Raw genomic sequence first — 20,672 nt, forward strand, 5'->3', positions numbered from 1 at the left:
AATTCACGGTTACTTTATCATATTTTTTGATAAATTTTATTTACTCGCATAAGGAACGCTGATAAAATTTCGCCGCAATTCCTTATACTCAGTTCCAATTGAGAGAAACCGCAACCATGCTAAGAATTGCAAAAGAAGCCCTAACCTTTGATGATGTGCTACTCGTTCCAGCACATTCTACTGTTTTACCTCATACAGCAAATCTATCAACGCGATTGACGCGTGGTATTAACTTAAACCTGCCTTTGGTATCTGCATCTATGGATACAGTGACTGAAGCTCGCCTTGCTATTGCGCTTGCGCAAGAAGGTGGTATCGGGTTTATCCATAAAAACATGACGATTGAAGAGCAAGCACGCAACGTACGCAAAGTAAAAGCATACGAAGCGGGTATTGTTACTTTTCCAGTTACCGTTTCTGCTGATTTAACTATTGCACAAGCAAATGCATTAGCAGAAGAAAAAGGTTTTTCAGGTTTCCCAGTAACAGGCGCTGATAACCAACTAGAAGGGATTGTAACAAGTCGTGATATGCGTTTTGAAACTAAGCTGGATCAGCCTGTTTCAACCGTAATGACGACAAAAGAAAACCTAGTGACGGTGAAAGAAGGTGCATCTCGTGAGGAGATTTTGGGCCTGATGCACGAACACCGCATTGAGAAAATTCTAGTGGTTGATGATGCGTTTAAACTCAAAGGCATGATCACAGTAAAAGATTACCAAAAAGCACAAGAAAAGCCGAACGCATGTAAAGACGAGCAAGGCCGTTTACGTGTTGGTGCTGCGGTTGGTGTTGGTCCTGGCACTGATGAGCGTATTGCGGCATTGGTTGCGTCTGGTGTTGATGTATTGTTGATTGATACATCTCACGGTCACTCTCAAGGTGTAATTGACCGTGTTAAAGCAACACGTGAAGCATACCCTGATTTACAAATCGTAGCGGGTAATGTCGCTACAGCTGAAGGTGCAATTGCACTAGCTGATGCCGGTGTTGACGCGGTTAAAGTGGGGATTGGCCCAGGTTCAATCTGTACGACACGTATCGTAACTGGTTGTGGTGTGCCTCAGATCACCGCGATTTCTGATGCAGTTGAAGGCTTAAAAGGCCGCGATATTCCAGTGATTGCTGATGGTGGTATCCGTTTCTCTGGTGATATCGTAAAAGCCTTGGTAGCAGGTGCATCATGTGTGATGGTGGGTTCAATGCTTGCGGGTACCGAAGAAGCACCGGGCGAAGTTGAACTATACCAAGGCCGTTACTACAAATCTTACCGTGGTATGGGGTCTTTAGGTGCAATGAATCAAAAAGAAGGTTCATCTGACCGTTACTTCCAAAAATCAAACCAAGCTGACAAGCTTGTACCGGAAGGCATTGAAGGTCGCGTTGCTTACAAAGGTCCAATTGCGACGATTATTCACCAGCAGGTGGGTGGTATCCGCAGTGCAATGGGCTTAACAGGCTGTGCCACCATTGAAGAGCTAAATACGAAACCGCAGTTTGTACGTGTCACATCTGCGGGTATGGGTGAGTCTCACGTTCACGACGTGCAGATCACCAAAGAAGCCCCTAACTACCGCTTGGGCTAACATCAAAACGGGGCTAGCGTTTGCTGGCCCTTCTTAATTTTAAGTAAAGCGGCATTTTATGCTTTACTGAATTAGTCGTTTACTAACTAACGAGATTATCAATGAGCAAAGATATCCACGATTCCCGCATTTTGATCTTAGACTTTGGTTCGCAATATACACAGTTAATCGCACGTCGTATCCGTGAGATTGGTGTGTACTGTGAGCTTTGGGCTTGGGACGTTACCGAAGAGCAGATCCGTGAATTCAATCCGCAGGGTATTATTCTTTCTGGTGGCCCTGAGTCAACCACGTTAGAAAATAGCCCAAGAGCACCAGAGTACGTGTTTAATGCGGGTGTGCCAGTATTAGGTGTTTGTTACGGTATGCAAACCATGGCAATGCAGTTAGGTGGATTAGTACATAGCTCAGATAAAAAAGAATTTGGCTATGCGCGCGTTGAAAAAGTTGGCAACTGTAAGTTGTTTGACCAAATTCAAGACCATATTGAAGATGGTGCAGATTTCTTAGACGTGTGGATGAGCCACGGCGATAAAGTGGTTGAAATTCCAGAGACGTTCGTCACGACAGCTAAAACGGATACTTGCCCACATGCAGCGATGTCATGGGAAGAAAAGCGTTTTTACGGTGTTCAATTCCACCCTGAAGTAACGCACACACAGCAAGGTCAGCGTTTGTTAGAGCGCTTTGTGATTGACATTTGTGGCTGTGAAAAACTGTGGACGCCTGCGCAAATTATCGAAGATGCAGTTGCTCGTATTAAAGAGCAAGTGGGTGATGATGAAGTGATCCTTGGTTTATCGGGTGGTGTGGATTCATCAGTGGTTGCTATGCTGATTAACCGTGCTATTGGTGACAAGCTGACGTGTGTATTCGTAGACAACGGTTTACTTCGTTTAAACGAAGGTGAGCAGGTGATGGACATGTTTGGCGATAAGTTTGGCCTAAACATCATCAAAGTGGATGCTGAAGAGCGATTCTTAAAAGCACTTGAAGGCATTGATGAGCCGGAAGCAAAGCGTAAGTCTATCGGTCATACATTCATTGAAGTATTCGATGAGCAGGCTGGGAAGCTTAAAAATGCGAAATGGTTAGCGCAAGGCACTATTTACCCTGATGTGATAGAATCGGCGGCATCTGCAACTGGTAAAGCACACGTGATCAAGTCTCACCATAACGTAGGCGGTTTGCCAGACGATATGGAAATGGGCCTAGTCGAGCCATTACGTGAACTATTCAAAGATGAAGTACGCAAGATTGGTTTAGAATTAGGCTTACCTTACGACATGCTATACCGTCACCCATTCCCGGGTCCAGGTTTAGGTGTACGTGTACTAGGTGAAATCAAAAAAGAATACTGTGATCTGCTGCGCCGTGCCGATGCTATCTTCATTGAAGAGCTACACAAAGCAGATTTATATCACAAAGTATCGCAAGCATTTACCGTATTCCTGCCGGTACGTTCGGTGGGTGTAATGGGTGATGCGCGTAAGTATGACTGGGTTGTATCATTACGTTGTGTTGAAACGATTGATTTCATGACGGCGCGCTGGTCACACCTACCTTACGAATTCCTAGGTCAGGTATCGAACCGTATCATCAATGAAATCGATGGTATTTCTCGCGTGGTGTATGATATTTCAGGTAAACCACCTGCGACGATTGAATGGGAATAACGGCAAATAGCTGATAAAAAGTATTCAAACCAAGGGCGAATAGTTAAAAATTCGCCCTTTTGCTTATTTTAAAAGCAGTTAAACGCGTTTTTTATAATTTTGCTTTACCTTTGCAAAAACCTCTTTATAATGCGTCGACATTGCAGGGGCGTAGTTCCAATTGGTAGAACAGCGGTCTCCAAAACCGATGGTTGCGGGTTCGAGTCCTGCCGCCCCTGCCACTTCCTTACTTTTGCTTTATATTCTGTAAACCTTTATATTTCCCATTAAATAACAGTCTGTAGTTCAGGTTACTATGCATCCACTGTACGCCGATATTTTCGATGTTACTTTATTAAAGCTCAACGGCCATTATTGCGCACATGATTCAGATATTGTTGATAACGCTGCGGATGAATTAACGGCTTTGTCATTGAACGAACAATTCTGGGCCGATATTCAACAAGCTTCTGAGCAAAAGTTAACACAGGTTTTTCAGGCTCGCGAAATAGCCATTCAAGCAGAGTCGCTATTTTTACCATCTCAAAATTTAACAGCTCAGCAAAAACGCCAATTGTGGGAATTACTTTGTGACTAGTCGTGAAATTATCAGAAATAAACTGGCTGATTTATCTCTGGCAGAGTTAATGTCAGTTGAAAACGCTTGCCACGCATTTCCTTGGTCGCAAAGCACCATGCAATCTTGCTTACAAGGCCGCTATTTTAATGGAGCAGTGATTTCACAAGGCCAGTTACAAGGATTCTATATTGGCGAGGTGGCAGGTCCTGATCATACTTTGATGGATATTTGTGTCGCACCTCAATTTCAACGTCAAGGCATCGCCAAAGCGTTACTCAGTGATTTCATTGAAGTGAGTGAAGCTGCTAACGCGGAAAACTTATTTCTTGAGGTGAGAGCATCAAATAGCGGGGCAATTGCACTTTATCAATGGGCGGGTTTTAGTGAGGTGGGTATTCGTAAAAACTACTACCCAAGTGATAATGGTAATGAAGACGCAATATTGATGGCTATGACGCTGAACTTTGGTGGGGCCATTACGCAGGAGCAGTAGCACCTTGTCTTTGAATGGTGTACTTAATGGCTTCAATGAGCGATAGCATGGCGTACTGTCGCTTATTGCTGTCATTGCTTGTTAATGTTTGCTCTAATAGATCAGCCGCACTGTGAATATTCATCAAACCAAAGCATCCAGCACTGCCTTTTAGGCTATGTGCGAGTGCTCTAAGTGATTCCCAGTCGCTTGCTTGATAGTAAGTTTCTAGCTCTCGCATGTAGTCAGGTAATTTTTGCGTATAGTTTTGGGTGATCTGTTCGAACTTTTCGCTTTTGAGCAAAGAGTCCCACTTGGAATCACTGGCGGCTTGCAACTGTAGGTGTTTTAGTAATACCTTACCCAATTGCACTCTATCGATTGGTTTGCCTAGCGTCGCGTCGCAGCCCGCTTTTAAATACACTTCAATATCGTGCTTCATGACATTTGCGGTTAATGCGATGATAGGTCCATCGTAGGCTGCATGGCGGAGCATCTCAATGGCTTCTAGGCCTCCCATTACGGGCATTTGCATATCCATTAAAATGAGTTGGTAGTCGTTCACTAACGCTTTTTCGACGGCTTGTGCGCCATCACTGACCACATCTGGTGTGATCCCCCAAGCTTGCAAGAGTAGACATATAAGCTCTTGATTATCAGGGTTATCTTCAGCCAGTAAAATTCGAGCATCAAACTGCATTTCGGCAAACCCTTGAGATATGCTTTTTTCCGGTACGGATGCGGAGAGCTCATTTATCATTGTCGGCTGTATGTCGTGATAGTTACCTGCAATGGTCACAGTGAAGCGGCTACCATTACCTTGTTCGCTTTGTACGGTGACATCGCCCCCTAACAAAATGGCCAAATTTTTAGCAATGCATAAACCTAACCCTGTGCCGCCAAAGCGTCTTGTTGTGGTGGTATCTGCTTGCTCGAAAGGTTTAAATATGCGATTTATTGCTTCGCTAGACATACCAATGCCAGTGTCTTCAATTTGAAACTCAAATTGTTGGCCGGAGGTTAAATATGCGATACGAATAGTAATGCCACCTTGCTCGGTAAACTTAACAGCGTTACTACAGATATCAATGAGAATTTGCTTTAATCTGGTGGTATCGCTGTATAAAACTTCTGGAAGCGGAAAGAGGTAATCTAGTGTAAACGACAAACCTTTTTTCTCGCCCATCGGTTGAATGATCTGCGCCACATCTTCAATGAGCGATTGTACATCCACCTCGTGTTGTTCAACCGCCAGCTTTTCCGCTTCGATTTTGGATAAGTCCAAAATATTGTTGATAAGTTCGAGTAAATGTCTGGAATTGCGAAGCATAGTCTCAAGATGACGTTGACTTAGCTCGCTATTACCTTGCTCAAGTAGCTGTTCTGTAAAGCCAATAATGGCAGTCAGTGGTGTGCGGATCTCATGACTCATATTGGCTAAAAACCGGCTTTTTAACTCATTTGCTTGTTCTGCTTGTGTATATGCCGCTGCCAGTTCTTTATTCGTTCTTTCCAAAGCAAATGTTCGATTAGAGACTTTCTTTTCTAAATTATGTTTATAGTCTTCCAGCAGATCGCGAGCATCTCTGATCTGTGTGACCATTTCATTGAAGTCTCTGAACAATTTGCCAATTTCATCTTTGTTTTGTGTGGGTAAGTAGACAGACAAGTCTCCATCTCCGACTCGGTGGCTGGCTTCTCCAAGTAGCTCTATCGGCGTAATAAGAAATTTTTTCACGACGATGAGTATGAATAACGGTAATGCGAATATCGAAAGAAAAACGATTAAAAAAGTGAGATTTTTTATTGCCTTACCAGCTTCATTAAGAAGTTCTTTTGGATAAGCGGAGAGATAGAAGTAATCATCACTGAGTTGCACTGAGTAGCCTATGCGTTCTTGACTGTAGAGCGTCGGTAAAGCGATAGCGGCCAACTTATCTTGGTCGGCGGCTTGCTCAATGATGCTGGTTTCATGTTCTGTCAGCTTTTTAGCTTTTAGCTGTGGGTCAGAACTAAAGAGTACCTTCCCGTTTCCAGTCACGAGTACATTGAGTGTGTTTTCATAGGGAGACTGTAAAATACTGTAATTAATGATTGAAGGATCAACTTTAATGATGATGTAGTGACTGGGCGTAGATAACTCAGGACTATACACCTCTTGCACAAAGTACAAGTGCGTGGTGCTGTTGAGCGCCGATTCCATAAAGTATAATTGATGCAAATTACTTGATAAAACTTGTTCGAAAAATGGATAAAAACTGGGTGGTTGATTTAAATTACTTGCATAAAACGCCAGACTTCCACCCAGGTGATCGACTAAGTTAATATTCAAAATATCAGGGTACGCTTCTTCATAGCTTGCAAACACATCAAGCAGCGCGCGGCGCTTTTGCGCATTGTTACTCTTTTCAGTATTAGATAAAAATTCAAACAGAACCGGTGAGCTGGATAGTAGCTTGGTTGTTGATTGATAAGTACTTATGTAATTTAAAACCTTTTGCTGCTGTTGCTCTACAAAGCGGCTCACAGTGAGCTTAACTTGCTTTTCAGTAGAGTTGGTGACGCTGGTTTGCGTTAAGCCCCCTAAAAATAGCAGCGGTAATATCACCAAAGGTGAGATGTAAACCAAAAGCTTTAAGCTTAATTTGCTTATTTTCATGGGCGGTATGATGTCCTTATGGCATGAAACGATGTGTATTAAAACCTCATTTTAGTACAGCCTATGCAAGTGTTCGAATATTCTCAAGTTAACAGCATGATCCCGCTCCCAGAGCCACTGGTAAACAGCCAAAATACAAAGTCATTACACTTCTTTGCAGTAAATCACAGATAACTGTTTTATTTTGCTTAAAACACAACACTTAAACGATATTTTACAATAAGGGAATAGTAATGCATTACATAAGAAACTTGGTTAAAACCACCACTTTGCTGTTTTGTTTTTCAATTATCAGTTGTGAAGCAATGAGTGATGGAAGTAAACAGACACGCTTGAATTTTGAAGTCGATCAGCAAGTACGCCGCGGAGTTTTGAGCTTACCCAACTCTGCGCAGCCATTAAAAGCGTGTGTACTGTTTGTTCACGGTGATGGTGATACCAACAGCTATGCAGATGGTTTCTATGAGCCTATTTGGGATGAATTGGCCAGCCGAGGTATTGCATCGTATTCTTGGGATAAGGCAGGCGTAGACCATAACTTAGGGAATTGGCTTGAGCAGTCTATGGATGATAGAGCCGATGAAGTGCTTGCGGCCTACGACATGTTGGTATCTAACACCGATCTGAATTGTCCTTCGGTTGGGTTAGTGGGTTTTTCTCAAGCGGCTTGGGTTATGCCTAACGTGTTGATACGCGAGCGTAAAATTGCCTTTGCTGCATTTGTGTCTACGCCAATCAATTGGTTGGCACAAAGTGAGTATTTAACGGTGGTGCGTCTCACGCTAGAAGGGTATGACGAGGCGTTTATTGCAGAGCGCTTAAAGTATGAAGCGATGCATAATGAGCAGATCATGGCGGGTATGGCTTATGAGGAGTTTGTTGATTTTTACACTCGCGTCACACCAGAAGCACATCGCACACCTGTCGTTGACAAAACGCGATACCAATTTATTCAGAAAAATATCTCCTCGGATTCGACCGCTAAATTACAAGAGGTAAAGCAACCCATATACCTTTTGTTAGGAGAGGATGACTTGAATATCGACGTAAAGGCCAATTTAGAACGCTACCAAGCAATCTTCAAATCTCGACCCAGCCAATTGAGTTATGAACTTTACAACAATACATTGCATTCGATGTTGAAGACAGATGAGTTCAGTCACATTACATCGCCATTTTGGGGATGGCTAAAAATGATACTCATGGGACGAGATGCGTTTCATCCGAACTTTTTACCTGACTTAGGCAATTGGATTGAACAGCAGGCAAGTAAACATTCACGCCAGTAAGCTTACCCGTGGCATAAATCGATAGGAATAACTTAATATGGCGGCTTTTTTGCCCAGTGTAAAACAGGTATAATCGGCAAAATTTTAATTTGTTTGCGCGATTGAAGTCGCGATTACACAGGGCAAAAGCTGCTTACATGTCAAATATTGTCAATGAAATTCAAAAGCGACGCACGTTCGCGATTATCTCGCACCCGGATGCGGGTAAAACAACCATCACCGAAAAAGTATTGTTATTCGGAAAGGCCCTGCAAAAAGCGGGTACCGTAAAAGGCCGTGGTTCGAATCAACACGCAAAGTCAGACTGGATGGAAATGGAAAAAGAGCGTGGTATCTCGGTAACCACGTCTGTGATGCAGTTTCCATACAATGATGCGTTGGTGAACTTACTTGATACGCCGGGACACGAAGACTTCTCTGAAGATACGTACCGCACATTGACAGCCGTTGATTCATGTTTGATGGTGATCGATGCGGCAAAAGGTGTAGAAGACCGTACCCGTAAATTGATGGAAGTAACGCGTTTGCGTGATACGCCAATCGTGACGTTTATGAACAAATTGGACCGTGATATTCGCGATCCAATGGAATTGCTAGACGAAGTTGAAACTGAGTTAAACATTGCTTGCGCCCCTGTTTCATGGCCGATCGGTTGTGGTAAGGAGTTCAAAGGTGTGTATCACATTCACCGTGATGAAACGGTGTTGTACCAAACCGGCCAAGGCCACACCATTCAAGAAAAGCGTGTAGTAAAGGGCCTAGATAACCCAGAGTTGGATGAAGCCGTAGGCGCTGAACAGGCTGAGCAGCTACGTGAAGAGCTGGAGTTGGTGATTGGTGCATCCCATGAATTCGACCAAGAGTTGTTCTTAAAAGGTGAGTTAACGCCAGTTTTCTTCGGTACAGCGCTTGGTAACTTTGGCGTAGACCATATGCTTGATGGCCTAACAGAATGGGCGCCAGCACCGATGCCACGTCAAACTGAAGAGCGTGAAGTAAAAGCAGAAGAAGACAACTTTTCAGGCTTTGTGTTTAAGATCCAAGCGAACATGGACCCTAAACACCGTGACCGTATCGCGTTTATGCGTATCGTATCGGGTAAATACAGCCAAGGCATGAAGATGAGCCACGTGCGTATTGGTAAACAGGTGAGTATTTCTGATGCGGTTACTTTTATGGCCGGCGACCGTGAACGTGCGCAAGATGCGTTTGCAGGTGACATCATTGGTTTACACAACCACGGTACCATTCAAATTGGTGATACGTTCACTCAAGGCGAAAAGCTTAAGTTCAGTGGTATTCCTAACTTTGCGCCAGAGTTGTTCCGTCGTATTCGTCTAAAAGATCCACTTAAACAAAAGCAATTGCTAAAAGGCCTCGTTCAGTTATCTGAAGAAGGGGCTGTGCAAGTATTTAGACCACTGATCAACAACGATTTAATTGTAGGTGCTGTGGGTGTTCTACAGTTTGACGTGGTGGTAGCGCGCTTAAAAGCGGAATATAACGTTGATGCGATTTACGAAAGTGTGAATGTACAAACGGCGCGTTGGGTTAGCTGTTCTGATGAAAAGAAAATGGCTGAATTTAAACGCAAGTGCGAAGCAAACTTAGCACTAGATGGCGGTGATAACCTCACCTACATCGCGCCAAGCCGTGTTAACTTAAACTTGTCAATGGAGCGCTACCCAGACGTTGAGTTCCATCATACACGTGAACACTAAGCCGCAGAGAAAGGATAAAGCATGAATATTAAAACGATTCTAATTGAAAAAGCGAATGCGGCTATGCTAGCTGCCGGGATCCCAGAAGGTAGTAACCCTGCGGTAACACAAAGCACACGCCCACAGTTTGGTGACTATCAAATTAACGGTGCGATGGGCGCCGCAAAAGCACTGAAAACCAATCCTAGAGAGTTGGCACAAAAAATTATTGATAACCTTGATGTGAGCGATATTGCCACGCAGACTGAAATTGCAGGTCCGGGTTTTATCAATATTCATTTAAAGCCTGAGTTTTTATCTGCAAGCCTTGAAGCGGCAAATAAAGATGAGAAATTAGGGGTTGCAGAGCACGCACAATCACAAAAAGTGGTTGTGGATTATTCATCACCGAACCTAGCGAAAGAAATGCACGTAGGGCACTTGCGTTCAACTATTATTGGTGACTCAGTGGTACGCGCGTTAGAGTTCCGTGGTGATAGTGTAGTACGTCAAAACCACATGGGTGACTGGGGCACACAATTTGGTATGTTGATAGCTCACCTAGAAGACTTGTTAAACCAAGGTGTTGATTTAGAATCAGTTGCACTGGCCGATCTAGAATCTTTCTACCGCGATGCGAAAAAACGCTTTGACGATGAAGAGGGTTTTGCAGATAAAGCCCGTGATTACGTGGTTAAGTTGCAAAGCGGTGATGCGCACTGTGAAAAACTATGGCAGCTATTCATTGATACCTCAGTGAAGCACTCCGAAGAAGTATACAAGCACTTAAATGTGACACTCACACGTGACGACATCATGGCGGAAAGTGCGTACAACAGTGAACTTAACAACATCATCAACTTGTTAAAAGACAAAGGCATTGCTGTTGAAGACCAAGGTGCGCAAGTTGTTTTCCTTGATGAACTTGCCAATAAAGACGGTGAGCCTTCAGTATTTATCGTGCAAAAATCAGGTGGTGGCTTCTTGTATGCAACCACCGATTTGGCTGCCTGCGACCACCGCTCGAACAAGCTAGGCGCAGATCGTATTTTGATTTTTGTGGATGCACGTCAAAGCTTACACTTCAATCAAGTTGAGCTAACTGCTCGTAAAGCGGGTTTGTTACGAGATGAAACCAGTTATGAGTTTTGTCCATTCGGCACCATGATGGGGGATGATGGTAAGCCATTTAAAACCCGTACGGGTGGTACCGTTAAGTTAGCTGATTTACTAGAAGAAGCAGTGAGTCGCGCAACTGAAAAATTAGCCAACCGTGATTCTGGTTTGTCGGATGAAGAGCGCAGTGAAATTGCCCGTAAAGTCGGTATTGGCGCGGTTAAATACGCCGATTTATCAAAACACCGTACCAGCGATTATATCTTCAACTGGGATAGCATGTTGAGCTTTGAAGGTGCGACGGCACCTTACCTGCAATATGCTTACACACGCGTGCGCAGTATCTTCCGTAAAGCCGGTATCGATAGCACAACGTTAAATGCTGCGGTGAACATTGTTGAGCCACAAGAAAAAGCATTGGCGCTTAAATTACTTCAGCTAGAAGAAGTACTTGATCTGATGATCAATGAAGCCACGCCGCACGTACTATGTGGATACTTATATGAATTGGCAAGCTTATACATGACATTCTATGAAGCCTGTCCAATTCTTAAAGATGATGTGGCACAAGATGTACGCGATAGCCGTTTAGTGTTGTGTAACCTAGTTGCTAATACCTTACGTACAGGCCTTGACCTGCTAGGTATTGAAGTGATGGAGCAAATGTAATTCCACATTTGACTAGTTACTCACGCGCACAGACGTGTTAGTCTAAAAGCCGCATCAAACCTCGTTTTATGCGGCTTTTTAGTAAGGAAAAATCATGCAGCTTGAAGATATTCGCCGAGAATATAGCAAAGGTGGTTTGCGTCGAGAGATGCTTGCCGATAGTCCTATTTCCCAGTTTGAAACTTGGTTAAAGCAAGCGGTTGACGCCAAGTTTACCGATCCAACCGCGATGGTGGTCGCCACAGTTGATGAGCATGGTCAACCATCACAACGTATAGTGTTGTTAAAGCACCTCGATGCGCAAGGGTTTGTGTTTTTTACTAATACGGGCTCTCGCAAAGCACAAGAAATAAAAGGCAACGACAAGGTATGTTTGCACTTTCCTTGGCATGAAATCGAGCGCCAAGTGATTGTGTATGGTGAGGCTAAACCTCTCTCAACCGCCGCGGTGGCAAAGTACTTTTTATCACGCCCTGAAGAAAGTCAGCTGGCGGCATGGGCTTCGCAACAATCGCGCCCAGTTTCTTCTCGAAAGGCACTGATGGAAACATTTCATTCAATGAAAGCCAAATTTGCCAAAGGTAAAATACCATTGCCAGACTTTTGGGGTGGCTATTGTGTTGAGCCAACCAAAATTGAATTTTGGCAAGGCGGAGAGCATCGCTTACACGACCGCTTTATGTACGTAAAACAAAGTGATGGCTCATGGCTTATCGAGCGACTCAATCCGTAATGCTGCGAATGCGCTTTATGGCGCATTCCTAAACAGCGGGCTGTAAGCGTGATGCAATTTATTGATAGCCACTGTCACCTAGACTTTTTTGAACTGCAAGATGCGCTGAGTGAGCATATTGCCCAAGCAAACAAGCTAGGGGTAACACACTTTGTTGTGCCGGGCGTGACGTTAGCGCAGAGTCAGCAGTTGGTCGCGTTTGCTCAGTTATATCCGCAGTGCAAAATAGCCTTTGGTTTACATCCGTATTTTATTGCCCATCATGATGAAGCGTCGTTTGCTCAACTAAAATCCCTAGCAATTGAGCACCAACATGACATTGCCGCAATTGGTGAATGTGGTATTGATGGCACTTGTGGTGACCTTGATTTTCAACAGCTGTTATTTATTCAACACATTCAACTGAGCAATGAACTTGAGCTGCCTTTAATTGTTCATCATCGGCAAAGTCACCATTTAATTGCTCAAGTGTTTAAAAAAGTACCGCCGCGTTTTGGTGGGGTGATCCATGCTTTTTCTGGTTCACTTCAGCAAGCTCAGTACTATATTAAACTGGGTTTTAAACTGGGTGTGGGTGGCACGATAAGTTATGAACGTGCACGCAAAACCAAACAGGTATTTTCACAACTGCCATTAGACAGCTTACTGCTAGAAACCGATGCCCCGTCAATGCCATTGTCAGGCTATCAAGGTCAAGCAAATGTACCTAAAAGGCTGGTGGAGGTGTTTGACTATTTATGTGAACTACGTACCGAAAGCCCTAAACAAATTGCTACGCAGCTTTATTCTTCTTCGCGTGCGCTCTTTCGTATTTGACGTTTTACTTCCCAGCTTTTTAAAGCTCGACCTATTTGCCATGTAAACGCGCAAGTGATCAATAGCATGAGTAACACCATACGGCCTAATTCGTGGAAATGATAATGACTTTGGCTCATGGCCGACTGTGTAAGGTACACGGTGCTGACAAAACCCAGCGGTTCATCGTTATCGATAATGGGCACGACAATGGCATTTTTAAGCTGGCTTACCCCTGGAACATCATCTGGCAAACCATAAATCGATGGGCTTTCTGCGAAGTTGTCACCAGCCGTGAGTAAATGTCCAGCTTGGTTATAAATCGCCACGCTTAGCATATGTTCATCACCTTCTAAATGATCACACAGCTCTTTTAAACGTGCTATGTCTTCATTTTGTATCGGCTTTATAGCATTAAGCGCAAGTTGCGCAACTAGGCTGCGAGCACCTAAATCGGCTTGCTTGTGCAATAGCTGATGTGACTGAAAGCTGGTATTAAAGGCAAGCCAAGTTAAAGTGATAAAGCAAACGGCAGCCACAAACAGACGGATCAATCGACGACCTTGAGATGACTTTATTAAATCAATTGCTTGCGTATTTTTCATAAACCCTGCGTTGGTTGCTGACAGTACCACTGATTGATGTTAAAAAGGGCGAGTCTGTTATCTAGGAGCTTTTGTATGCCAACCTCAAGCCTTGCGCTATTACCCGATCATGACCTGTCACATATCTTCACTCTAGCAAAATGGTATCAAATTGAAAACGGTGAATACCGCTTGAGTAAAGTTGTACCAGATAAGCAGCTTGGGGTGTTTATTACTTTGTTTGGCGAAACATTAACCACGGCGAAATTGCAAAATTTTCTCGATTACTTACATAATTCCGAATTAAATGTTTCGGCAATTTGTTACTACCATCCTCACCCTGCATTGCCCGAAGCTATCGCGTTATATGCTGATAACGAATCGGTTGGAAATATCACAGAGCAACTTAAAAAAGCACTTCGAGTGGCCGCGCATTCTTTAGCATTACAAACAGGCATTTTGGCCGCGCCGCCAACGACCTCAAAACCCGGTTTGCTGGTGATGGATATGGATTCTACGGCGATAAAGATAGAGTGTATTGACGAAATAGCGCGTCTAGCTGATGTTTATGATGAAGTAGCGTCCGTGACTGCACAGGCAATGGCTGGAAAATTAGCGTTTAGCGACAGTTTGCATCAGCGAGTAAGCAAACTAGCGGGTATTGAGCTTAGCTTGATCCAGCAACTCAAAGATAACTTACCCCTTATGGACGGTGTACAAACGCTATGTGCATATTTAAAACAGCACAATTGGCTTTTATATATTGCCTCAGGCGGCTTTACTTGGTTTGCGCAGGCGCTTATTGAGCCCCTTCAACTTGATGGGTGTTATGCCAATACACTAGAAATTGAAAATAACCATTTAACTGGAAAAGTACTAGGTGATGTTGTTGATGCTCAGAAAAAAGCACAAATTCTAACCACGTTAGCCGAGCAGTTTTCTTTAGATAAAGCGCAGACGGTTGCTATGGGGGACGGAGCAAATGACTTACTCATGATGCAAGAAGCGGGTCTCGGGATCGCCGTACATGGCAAACCCAAAGTGGTAGAGCAAGCCGATGTGGCCGTTTGTGAAGGCTCATTGTTACAAGTTTTGTACTATTTGGCTATTCCACAATAATTCATAAAAGTGGTGCTCGACATCTATTCGGGCATCAACCCGGAAAATCCGACTTTGGTCGATTAAGTTACAATAATTTCATTAAGTCGATAGCTTTTATCTTGATGTTATCTGGTCAGACCTTTTATCTATTCCTTTGCAATTCGATTTTTTTGTATAAAGTTTAGACTTTGTGTGTGTACTTTGTATGGCATTTATACGCAGAATTTTGACAGCTTTCCTTGATTTTGGTAACGTATTGCCTAAATTTGGTATGACCAATTTACCTTTTGGTTTTAATGACACAGCAAATCACTGTAAGCAGCGATTGGCAGTACACTGAAAATCGGCGTTAGATCAATGTCTTTAAAGATAAAAGCAGCGAAGTTATCCGATGTTATTTTAGAGCAACTTGAGAATATGATCCTCGAGGGCTCTTTAATGCCGGGTGCAAAGTTACCCCCAGAGCGAGAGCTTGCAAAGCAATTTGAAGTTTCAAGACCTTCATTACGTGAAGCAATTCAAAAACTCGAAGCAAAAGGGCTAGTAACACGTCGTCAAGGTGGTGGTACTTATGTAAAAAATCAGTTGGAAGAAGGCCTTACTGATCCATTATTTGATTTGATCAGCAAGCATCCTGAATCACAGTTTGATTTACTTGAGTTTCGTCATGCCCTTGAAGGCATCGCCGCGTATTATGCAGCGCTGCGCGGTACCGATACCGATTTCGAAAAGGTACAACAAAGCTTTGATAGCATTGCACAAGCACAAGGTGAGCTCGCCAAGACGGCTGCGGCAATTAATGCCTTTCATTTTGCGGTGGCAGAAGCCTCGCACAATGTGGTGTTGCTGCATTTAGTCAGAGGCATGCAATCATTGCTTGAGCAAAATGTGCTGCAAAATTTAACGGTATTGGTGCAAAAGTCAGAAGTGAGTGAACAACTGGCTGAGCACCGAAAAGTGCTTTTGGAAGCCGTGATCAACGGCAACCCAGAGCAAGCAAGATTAGCAAGTAATGCGCACTTAGCGTTTATCGAAGAAGCATTACTCGAAGCGGGCAAAGAGCGTTCACGAATCGAACGTAGCTTGCGTCGAACAAAGCAGCAGTAAGCGTGCTGGTTACATTAAAACTGAATAATAAATTCGTATTTTAAACATAAGGAAAATTCCATATGTCTGAAGTCAATAAATTTGACGTAGACGCGTTAGAAACCCAAGAGTGGTTACAAGCGCTTGAGTCGGTAGTGAAAGAAGAAGGTGTAGAGCGCGCGCAATTTTTGTTAGAGCAAGTGCTTGAGCAAGCCCGTTTAGACGGCGTTGATATGCCAACGGGCACCACTACTAACTATGTGAATACTATTCCAGCAGATCAAGAACCAGCTTATCCTGGTGATGTAAATATTGAGCGTCGTATTCGTTCAATTATCCGTTGGAATGCCATCATGATCGTGTTACGTGCGTCGAAGAAAGATTTAGAACTTGGCGGACATATGGCATCTTATCAGTCGTCAGCAGCGTTCTATGAAATGTGTTTCAACCATTTCTTCCGTGCGCCTAATGACGTTGACGGTGGTGATTTGGTTTACTATCAAGGTCACATTTCTCCGGGGATCTATGCTCGTGCCTTCTTAGAAGGTCGCTTGAGTGAAGAGCAGCTAGATAACTTCCGCCAAGAAGTAGACGGCAAAGGTATCTCTTCATACCCACATCCAAAACTTATGCCTGAATTCTGGCAATTTCCAACGGTATCTATGGGCTTAGGCCCAATCGCGTCTATCTACCAAGCGCGTTTCTTAAAATACTTAGATGGCCGTGGCTTGAAAGACACTAAGAACCAGCGTGTATACGCATTCTTAGGTGATGGTGAAATGGATGAGCCAGAATCACGTGGTGCAATTTCATTTGCTGCGCGTGAGAAACTCGATAACCTATGTTACCTGATCAACTGTAACTTACAGCGTTTAGATGGCCCAGTAATGGGTAACGGTAAAATCATCCAAGAGCTTGAAGGCCTATTTAGAGGTGCTGGTTGGAACGTCATTAAGGTGGTTTGGGGTTCAGGTTGGGACAAACTACTAGCAAAAGATACGACAGGTAAGCTACTACAGTTGATGAACGAAACCATCGACGGAGATTACCAAACTTATAAAGCAAAAGACGGTGCCTACGTACGTGAGCACTTCTTTGGTCGTTACCCAGAAACGGCAGCATTGGTTGCTGATATGACTGACGAAGAGATCTTCGCACTTAAGCGTGGTGGTCATGAGCCTTCGAAGTTATACGCGGCGTTTAAAGCAGCGCAAGAAACCAAAGACCGTCCAACGGTGATCCTAGCTAAAACCGTAAAAGGTTATGGTATGGGTGAAGCGGCTGAAGGTAAGAACATTGCGCACCAAGTTAAGAAAATGGACATGACACACGTAGAGCACTTACGTTCACGTCTAGGTTTACAAGATTTGGTAGCAGACGAAGAGTTAGTTAACTTACCTTACTTGAAGCTTGAAGAAGGTTCAAAAGAGTACGAATACTTACACGCTCGTCGTAAAGCACTGCATGGTTACACACCACAGCGTTTACCTAACTTCACGAAAGCACTGACGTTACCTGAAGTCAATGCGTTTGCACCGTTACTGGAAGAGCAAAAGCGCGAAATTTCAACGACAATGGCGTTTGTTCGCGCGCTAAACGTACTACTAAAAGACAAAAATATTGGCCAAAACATCGTGCCAATCATTGCTGATGAAGCGCGTACTTTTGGTATGGAAGGCTTGTTCCGTCAAATCGGTATTTATAACCCGCATGGCCAGAACTACACGCCTCAAGACCGTGACATCGTTTCTTACTATAAAGAAGCAACATCGGGTCAGGTACTGCAAGAAGGCATCAACGAATTAGGTGCAATGTCGTCATGGGTTGCCGCGGCAACGTCATACAGCACCAACGATTTACCGATGATCCCTTTCTACATCTATTATTCAATGTTTGGTTTCCAACGTGTTGGTGACATGGCGTGGATGGCGGGTGACCAACAAGCGCGTGGTTTCTTACTGGGTGCTACTGCAGGTCGTACAACACTTAATGGTGAAGGTCTGCAGCACGAAGATGGCCACTCACACATTCAAGCAGGTACTGTACCTAACTGTATCTCTTATGACCCGACGTTTGGTTATGAAGTCGCGGTTATCATGCAAGACGGTATTCGTCGCATGTACGGCCCTGATCAAGAAAACGTGTTCTATTACCTAACATTGATGAATGAAAACTATCATCAACCAGCGATGCCAGAAGGCGCTGAAGAAGGTATTCGTAAGGGTATCTACAAGCTTGAAAGCAACGCGGGCGACAAAGCACATGTTCAGCTATTGGGCTCTGGTACTATCTTGAACGAGGTACGTAAAGCCGGTGCTATTCTAAGCGAAGAGTACGGCATTGCATCGGATGTATTCTCAGTGACGTCATTCAACGAGCTTACGCGTGACGGTCAAGACGCTGAGCGCTTCAACATGCTTAACCCTGAAGCAGACGCGAAAGTACCTTACATCACGTCTGTACTGGGTGAGTCACCAGCGATTGCCGCAACGGACTACATGAAAAACTACGCAGAGCAAGTACGTGCGTTTATGCCAAGCGCATCATACAAGGTACTGGGTACTGACGGTTATGGTCGTTCAGATAGCCGTGAAAACCTGCGTCGTCACTTTGAAGTCAATGCGGGCTATGTGGTTGTAGCCGCGTTAACTGAATTAGTGAAGCAAGGCAAAGTAGACAAGTCAGTTGTTGTTGAAGCTATCAAGAAATTTGATATCGATACAACTAAAACTAACCCACTTTACGCATAAAGGGCCGAACGAATGACTATCGAAATTCATGTTCCAGATATTGGTGCTGATGAGGTTGAAGTAACTGAGATCCTCGTACAAGTCGGAGATTCAGTCAGTGAAGAGCAGTCGCTTATTACTGTTGAAGGCGATAAAGCATCAATGGAAGTACCTGCTGCACAAGCGGGTACTGTTAAAGAAATTAAAATCAAAGAAGGTGACACGGTATCAACGGGTTCACTTATCATGATTTTTGAAGCAAGTTCTGGCGCGCAAGACGCGCCAGTAGCTGAAGTTGCACAGCCAGCACCCGCAGCATCGGGTGCCACTGAATTGAAAGAAGTACACGTACCAGACATCGGCAGTGATGAGGTTGAAGTCACTGAAATCATGGTATCAGTGGGCGATACGGTTGCGGCTGATCAATCAATCTTAAATGTTGAAGGCGACAAGGCTGCAATGGAAGTACCTGCGCCATTTGCAGGTACCGTTAAAGAGATCAAAGTTGAAGTGGGCGGCAAAGTGTCAACGGGCTCTTTAGTATTCGTATTTGAAACTGGCGCTACTGAAGCTCCGGCTGCTTCTGAAGCGGCGCCTGCACCGGCAGCGCCTGCTGCGGCTGAGCTTAAAGAAGTACATGTACCTGACATCGGTGGTGACGAAGTTGAAGTCACGGAAGTGATGGTATCGGTAGGTGACACGGTAGCTGCTGACCAATCAATCTTAAACGTGGAAGGTGACAAAGCAGCCATGGAAGTACCTGCGCCATTTGCGGGCACCGTCAAAGAAGTGAAGGTGGAAGTTGGCGGTAAAGTATCTACCGGTTCATTGGTGTTTGTATTTGAAGTGGCGGGCAGTGCGCCAATAGCTGCTTCAAGCCCTGCGGCGGCTCCAGCATCTGCACCAGCAGCAAGGCCTGCGCCGGCGGCTAAAGCTGCAACACCCGCGGCTTCTAGCGTGAAAGAAGACTTTGAAGCAAACTCATCGTACGCGCATGCTTCTCCTGTAGTTCGCCGTTTAGCTCGTGAGTTTGGTGTAAACCTTGCTCGTGTTAAGGGCACGGGCCGTAAGGGTCGTGTGATCAAAGAAGACGTACAAAACTACGTTAAAGAATTAGTGAAGCAAGTTGAGTCTGGCAAAGTCGCGGGTTCTAACACGGGTGGTGGTGAACTGGGTCTTATTCCTTGGCCAAAAGTAGACTTCAGCAAGTTTGGTGAAGTGGAAGAGAAGAAACTCTCTCGCATCCAAAAACTATCTGGTGCTAACTTACACCGTAACTGGGTACAGATCCCACATGTTACCCAGTTTGACGAAGCTGATATCACTGGCCTAGAAGCATTCCGTAAAGAGCAGAATGTTTTGGCTGAGAAGAAGAAAATGGGCGTGAAGATCACGCCATTAGTATTCGTGATGAAAGCGGCGGCGAAAGCACTGGAAGACTTCCCAACGTTTAACTCGTCGCTGTCTGAAGATGGCGAAAGCTTAATCCTGAAGAAGTATGTACACATTGGTATCGCGGTAGACACGCCAAATGGCTTGGTTGTGCCAGTGGTGCGTGATGTGAACAAAAAAGGCATTATTGAGCTGTCTCGCGAGTTAATGGAAATTTCAGCTAAAGCGCGTGATGGCAAGCTCACGTCTTCTGACATGCAAGGTGGTTGTTTCACTATTTCAAGCCTAGGTGGCATTGGTGGTACAGCGTTTACACCAATCGTGAATGCACCAGAGGTAGCCATCTTAGGTGTGTCTAAATCTGAGATGAAACCAAAGTGGAATGGTAAAGAGTTTGAGCCGCGCTTAATGGTGCCGCTAAGCTGCTCATACGACCACCGAGTTATTGATGGTGCGTTGGCAGCGAAGTTTACTGTAACGCTTGCAAGCTACTTGAGCGATATTCGCCAGTTAGTGATGTAATTTG

Annotated in this window: 15 protein-coding genes and 1 tRNA gene; 14 read left to right on the plus strand and 2 right to left on the minus strand. The window is 44.3% G+C overall.

Annotated features, from left to right (window positions below):
- Positions 1 to 116 precede the first annotated feature (116 nt).
- The 5 genes from guaB to rimI all read left to right on the plus strand — a co-directional run bounded on the left by guaB (position 117) and on the right by rimI (position 4,314).
- On the plus strand, positions 117 to 1,586 hold the full coding sequence (guaB, locus tag AC5FX4_RS05685; protein ID WP_493605502.1) for an IMP dehydrogenase: 1,470 nt from the start codon (positions 117 to 119) through the stop codon (positions 1,584 to 1,586).
- A 101-nt stretch (positions 1,587 to 1,687) separates the two neighbouring features.
- Positions 1,688 to 3,262, plus strand: a complete 1,575-nt coding sequence (guaA, locus tag AC5FX4_RS05690; protein ID WP_493605503.1) for a glutamine-hydrolyzing GMP synthase — start codon at positions 1,688 to 1,690, stop codon at positions 3,260 to 3,262.
- A gap of 144 nt (positions 3,263 to 3,406) precedes the next feature.
- A tRNA-Trp gene (locus tag AC5FX4_RS05695) sits at positions 3,407 to 3,483 on the plus strand.
- Between the two features lie 74 nt (positions 3,484 to 3,557).
- Positions 3,558 to 3,839 (plus strand): hypothetical protein, encoded by a 282-nt coding sequence (locus tag AC5FX4_RS05700; RefSeq protein ID WP_493605504.1) that lies wholly within the window; start codon positions 3,558 to 3,560, stop codon positions 3,837 to 3,839.
- 49 nt (positions 3,840 to 3,888) lie between these two features.
- Positions 3,889 to 4,314, plus strand: a complete 426-nt coding sequence (gene rimI / locus AC5FX4_RS05705; protein ID WP_493607779.1) for a ribosomal protein S18-alanine N-acetyltransferase — start codon at positions 3,889 to 3,891, stop codon at positions 4,312 to 4,314.
- Here rimI and AC5FX4_RS05710 read toward each other — a convergent pair.
- The gene (locus AC5FX4_RS05710; protein WP_493605505.1) at positions 4,298 to 6,952 is read right to left on the minus strand and encodes an ATP-binding protein; all 2,655 of its coding nucleotides are present in this window, start codon (positions 6,950 to 6,952) and stop codon (positions 4,298 to 4,300) included. The two genes, rimI and AC5FX4_RS05710, sit on opposite strands and share 17 nt — an antisense overlap.
- Before the next feature lie 233 nt (positions 6,953 to 7,185).
- Here AC5FX4_RS05710 and AC5FX4_RS05715 point away from each other — a divergent pair, with 233 nt between their 5' ends.
- The 5 genes from AC5FX4_RS05715 (at position 7,186) to AC5FX4_RS05735 (ending at position 13,275) form a co-directional block, all read left to right on the plus strand.
- Positions 7,186 to 8,241, plus strand: a complete 1,056-nt coding sequence (locus tag AC5FX4_RS05715; protein WP_493605506.1) for an alpha/beta hydrolase family protein — start codon at positions 7,186 to 7,188, stop codon at positions 8,239 to 8,241.
- 137 nt (positions 8,242 to 8,378) lie between these two features.
- Positions 8,379 to 9,962: a peptide chain release factor 3 gene (gene prfC, locus AC5FX4_RS05720; protein WP_493605507.1), complete on the plus strand. Its 1,584-nt coding sequence runs from the start codon at positions 8,379 to 8,381 to the stop codon at positions 9,960 to 9,962.
- Positions 9,963 to 9,983: 21 nt separating this feature from the next.
- Positions 9,984 to 11,726, plus strand: a complete 1,743-nt coding sequence (argS, locus tag AC5FX4_RS05725; RefSeq protein WP_493605508.1) for an arginine--tRNA ligase — start codon at positions 9,984 to 9,986, stop codon at positions 11,724 to 11,726.
- Between the two features lie 91 nt (positions 11,727 to 11,817).
- On the plus strand, positions 11,818 to 12,459 hold the full coding sequence (pdxH, locus tag AC5FX4_RS05730) for a pyridoxamine 5'-phosphate oxidase (RefSeq protein WP_493607780.1): 642 nt from the start codon (positions 11,818 to 11,820) through the stop codon (positions 12,457 to 12,459).
- A gap of 51 nt (positions 12,460 to 12,510) precedes the next feature.
- Positions 12,511 to 13,275 carry a TatD family hydrolase gene (locus AC5FX4_RS05735; protein WP_493607781.1) on the plus strand — a complete coding sequence of 255 codons (765 nt, stop codon included), beginning with the start codon at positions 12,511 to 12,513 and terminating at the stop codon, positions 13,273 to 13,275.
- Here the strand turns inward: AC5FX4_RS05735 and AC5FX4_RS05740 are convergent.
- Complete coding sequence (locus AC5FX4_RS05740; protein ID WP_493605509.1) at positions 13,242 to 13,859, minus strand: AhpA/YtjB family protein; 618 nt, start codon at positions 13,857 to 13,859, stop codon at positions 13,242 to 13,244. The two genes, AC5FX4_RS05735 and AC5FX4_RS05740, sit on opposite strands and share 34 nt — an antisense overlap.
- A 75-nt stretch (positions 13,860 to 13,934) precedes the next feature.
- Here AC5FX4_RS05740 and serB point away from each other — a divergent pair, with 75 nt between their 5' ends.
- From serB to aceF, 4 genes are all read left to right on the plus strand, one after another.
- Positions 13,935 to 14,957: a phosphoserine phosphatase SerB gene (gene serB / locus AC5FX4_RS05745; RefSeq protein WP_493605510.1), complete on the plus strand. Its 1,023-nt coding sequence runs from the start codon at positions 13,935 to 13,937 to the stop codon at positions 14,955 to 14,957.
- 339 nt (positions 14,958 to 15,296) lie between these two features.
- Positions 15,297 to 16,046 (plus strand): pyruvate dehydrogenase complex transcriptional repressor PdhR, encoded by a 750-nt coding sequence (gene pdhR / locus AC5FX4_RS05750; RefSeq protein WP_493605511.1) that lies wholly within the window; start codon positions 15,297 to 15,299, stop codon positions 16,044 to 16,046.
- 62 nt (positions 16,047 to 16,108) lie between these two features.
- Entirely contained in the window at positions 16,109 to 18,775 is a 2,667-nt protein-coding gene (aceE, locus tag AC5FX4_RS05755; RefSeq protein ID WP_493605512.1) for a pyruvate dehydrogenase (acetyl-transferring), homodimeric type, read from the plus strand.
- Positions 18,776 to 18,787: 12 nt separating this feature from the next.
- Positions 18,788 to 20,668: a pyruvate dehydrogenase complex dihydrolipoyllysine-residue acetyltransferase gene (aceF, locus tag AC5FX4_RS05760; protein ID WP_493605513.1), complete on the plus strand. Its 1,881-nt coding sequence runs from the start codon at positions 18,788 to 18,790 to the stop codon at positions 20,666 to 20,668.
- Positions 20,669 to 20,672 lie beyond the last annotated feature (4 nt).

Source organism: Pseudoalteromonas sp. ATL1, assembly GCF_058933015.1.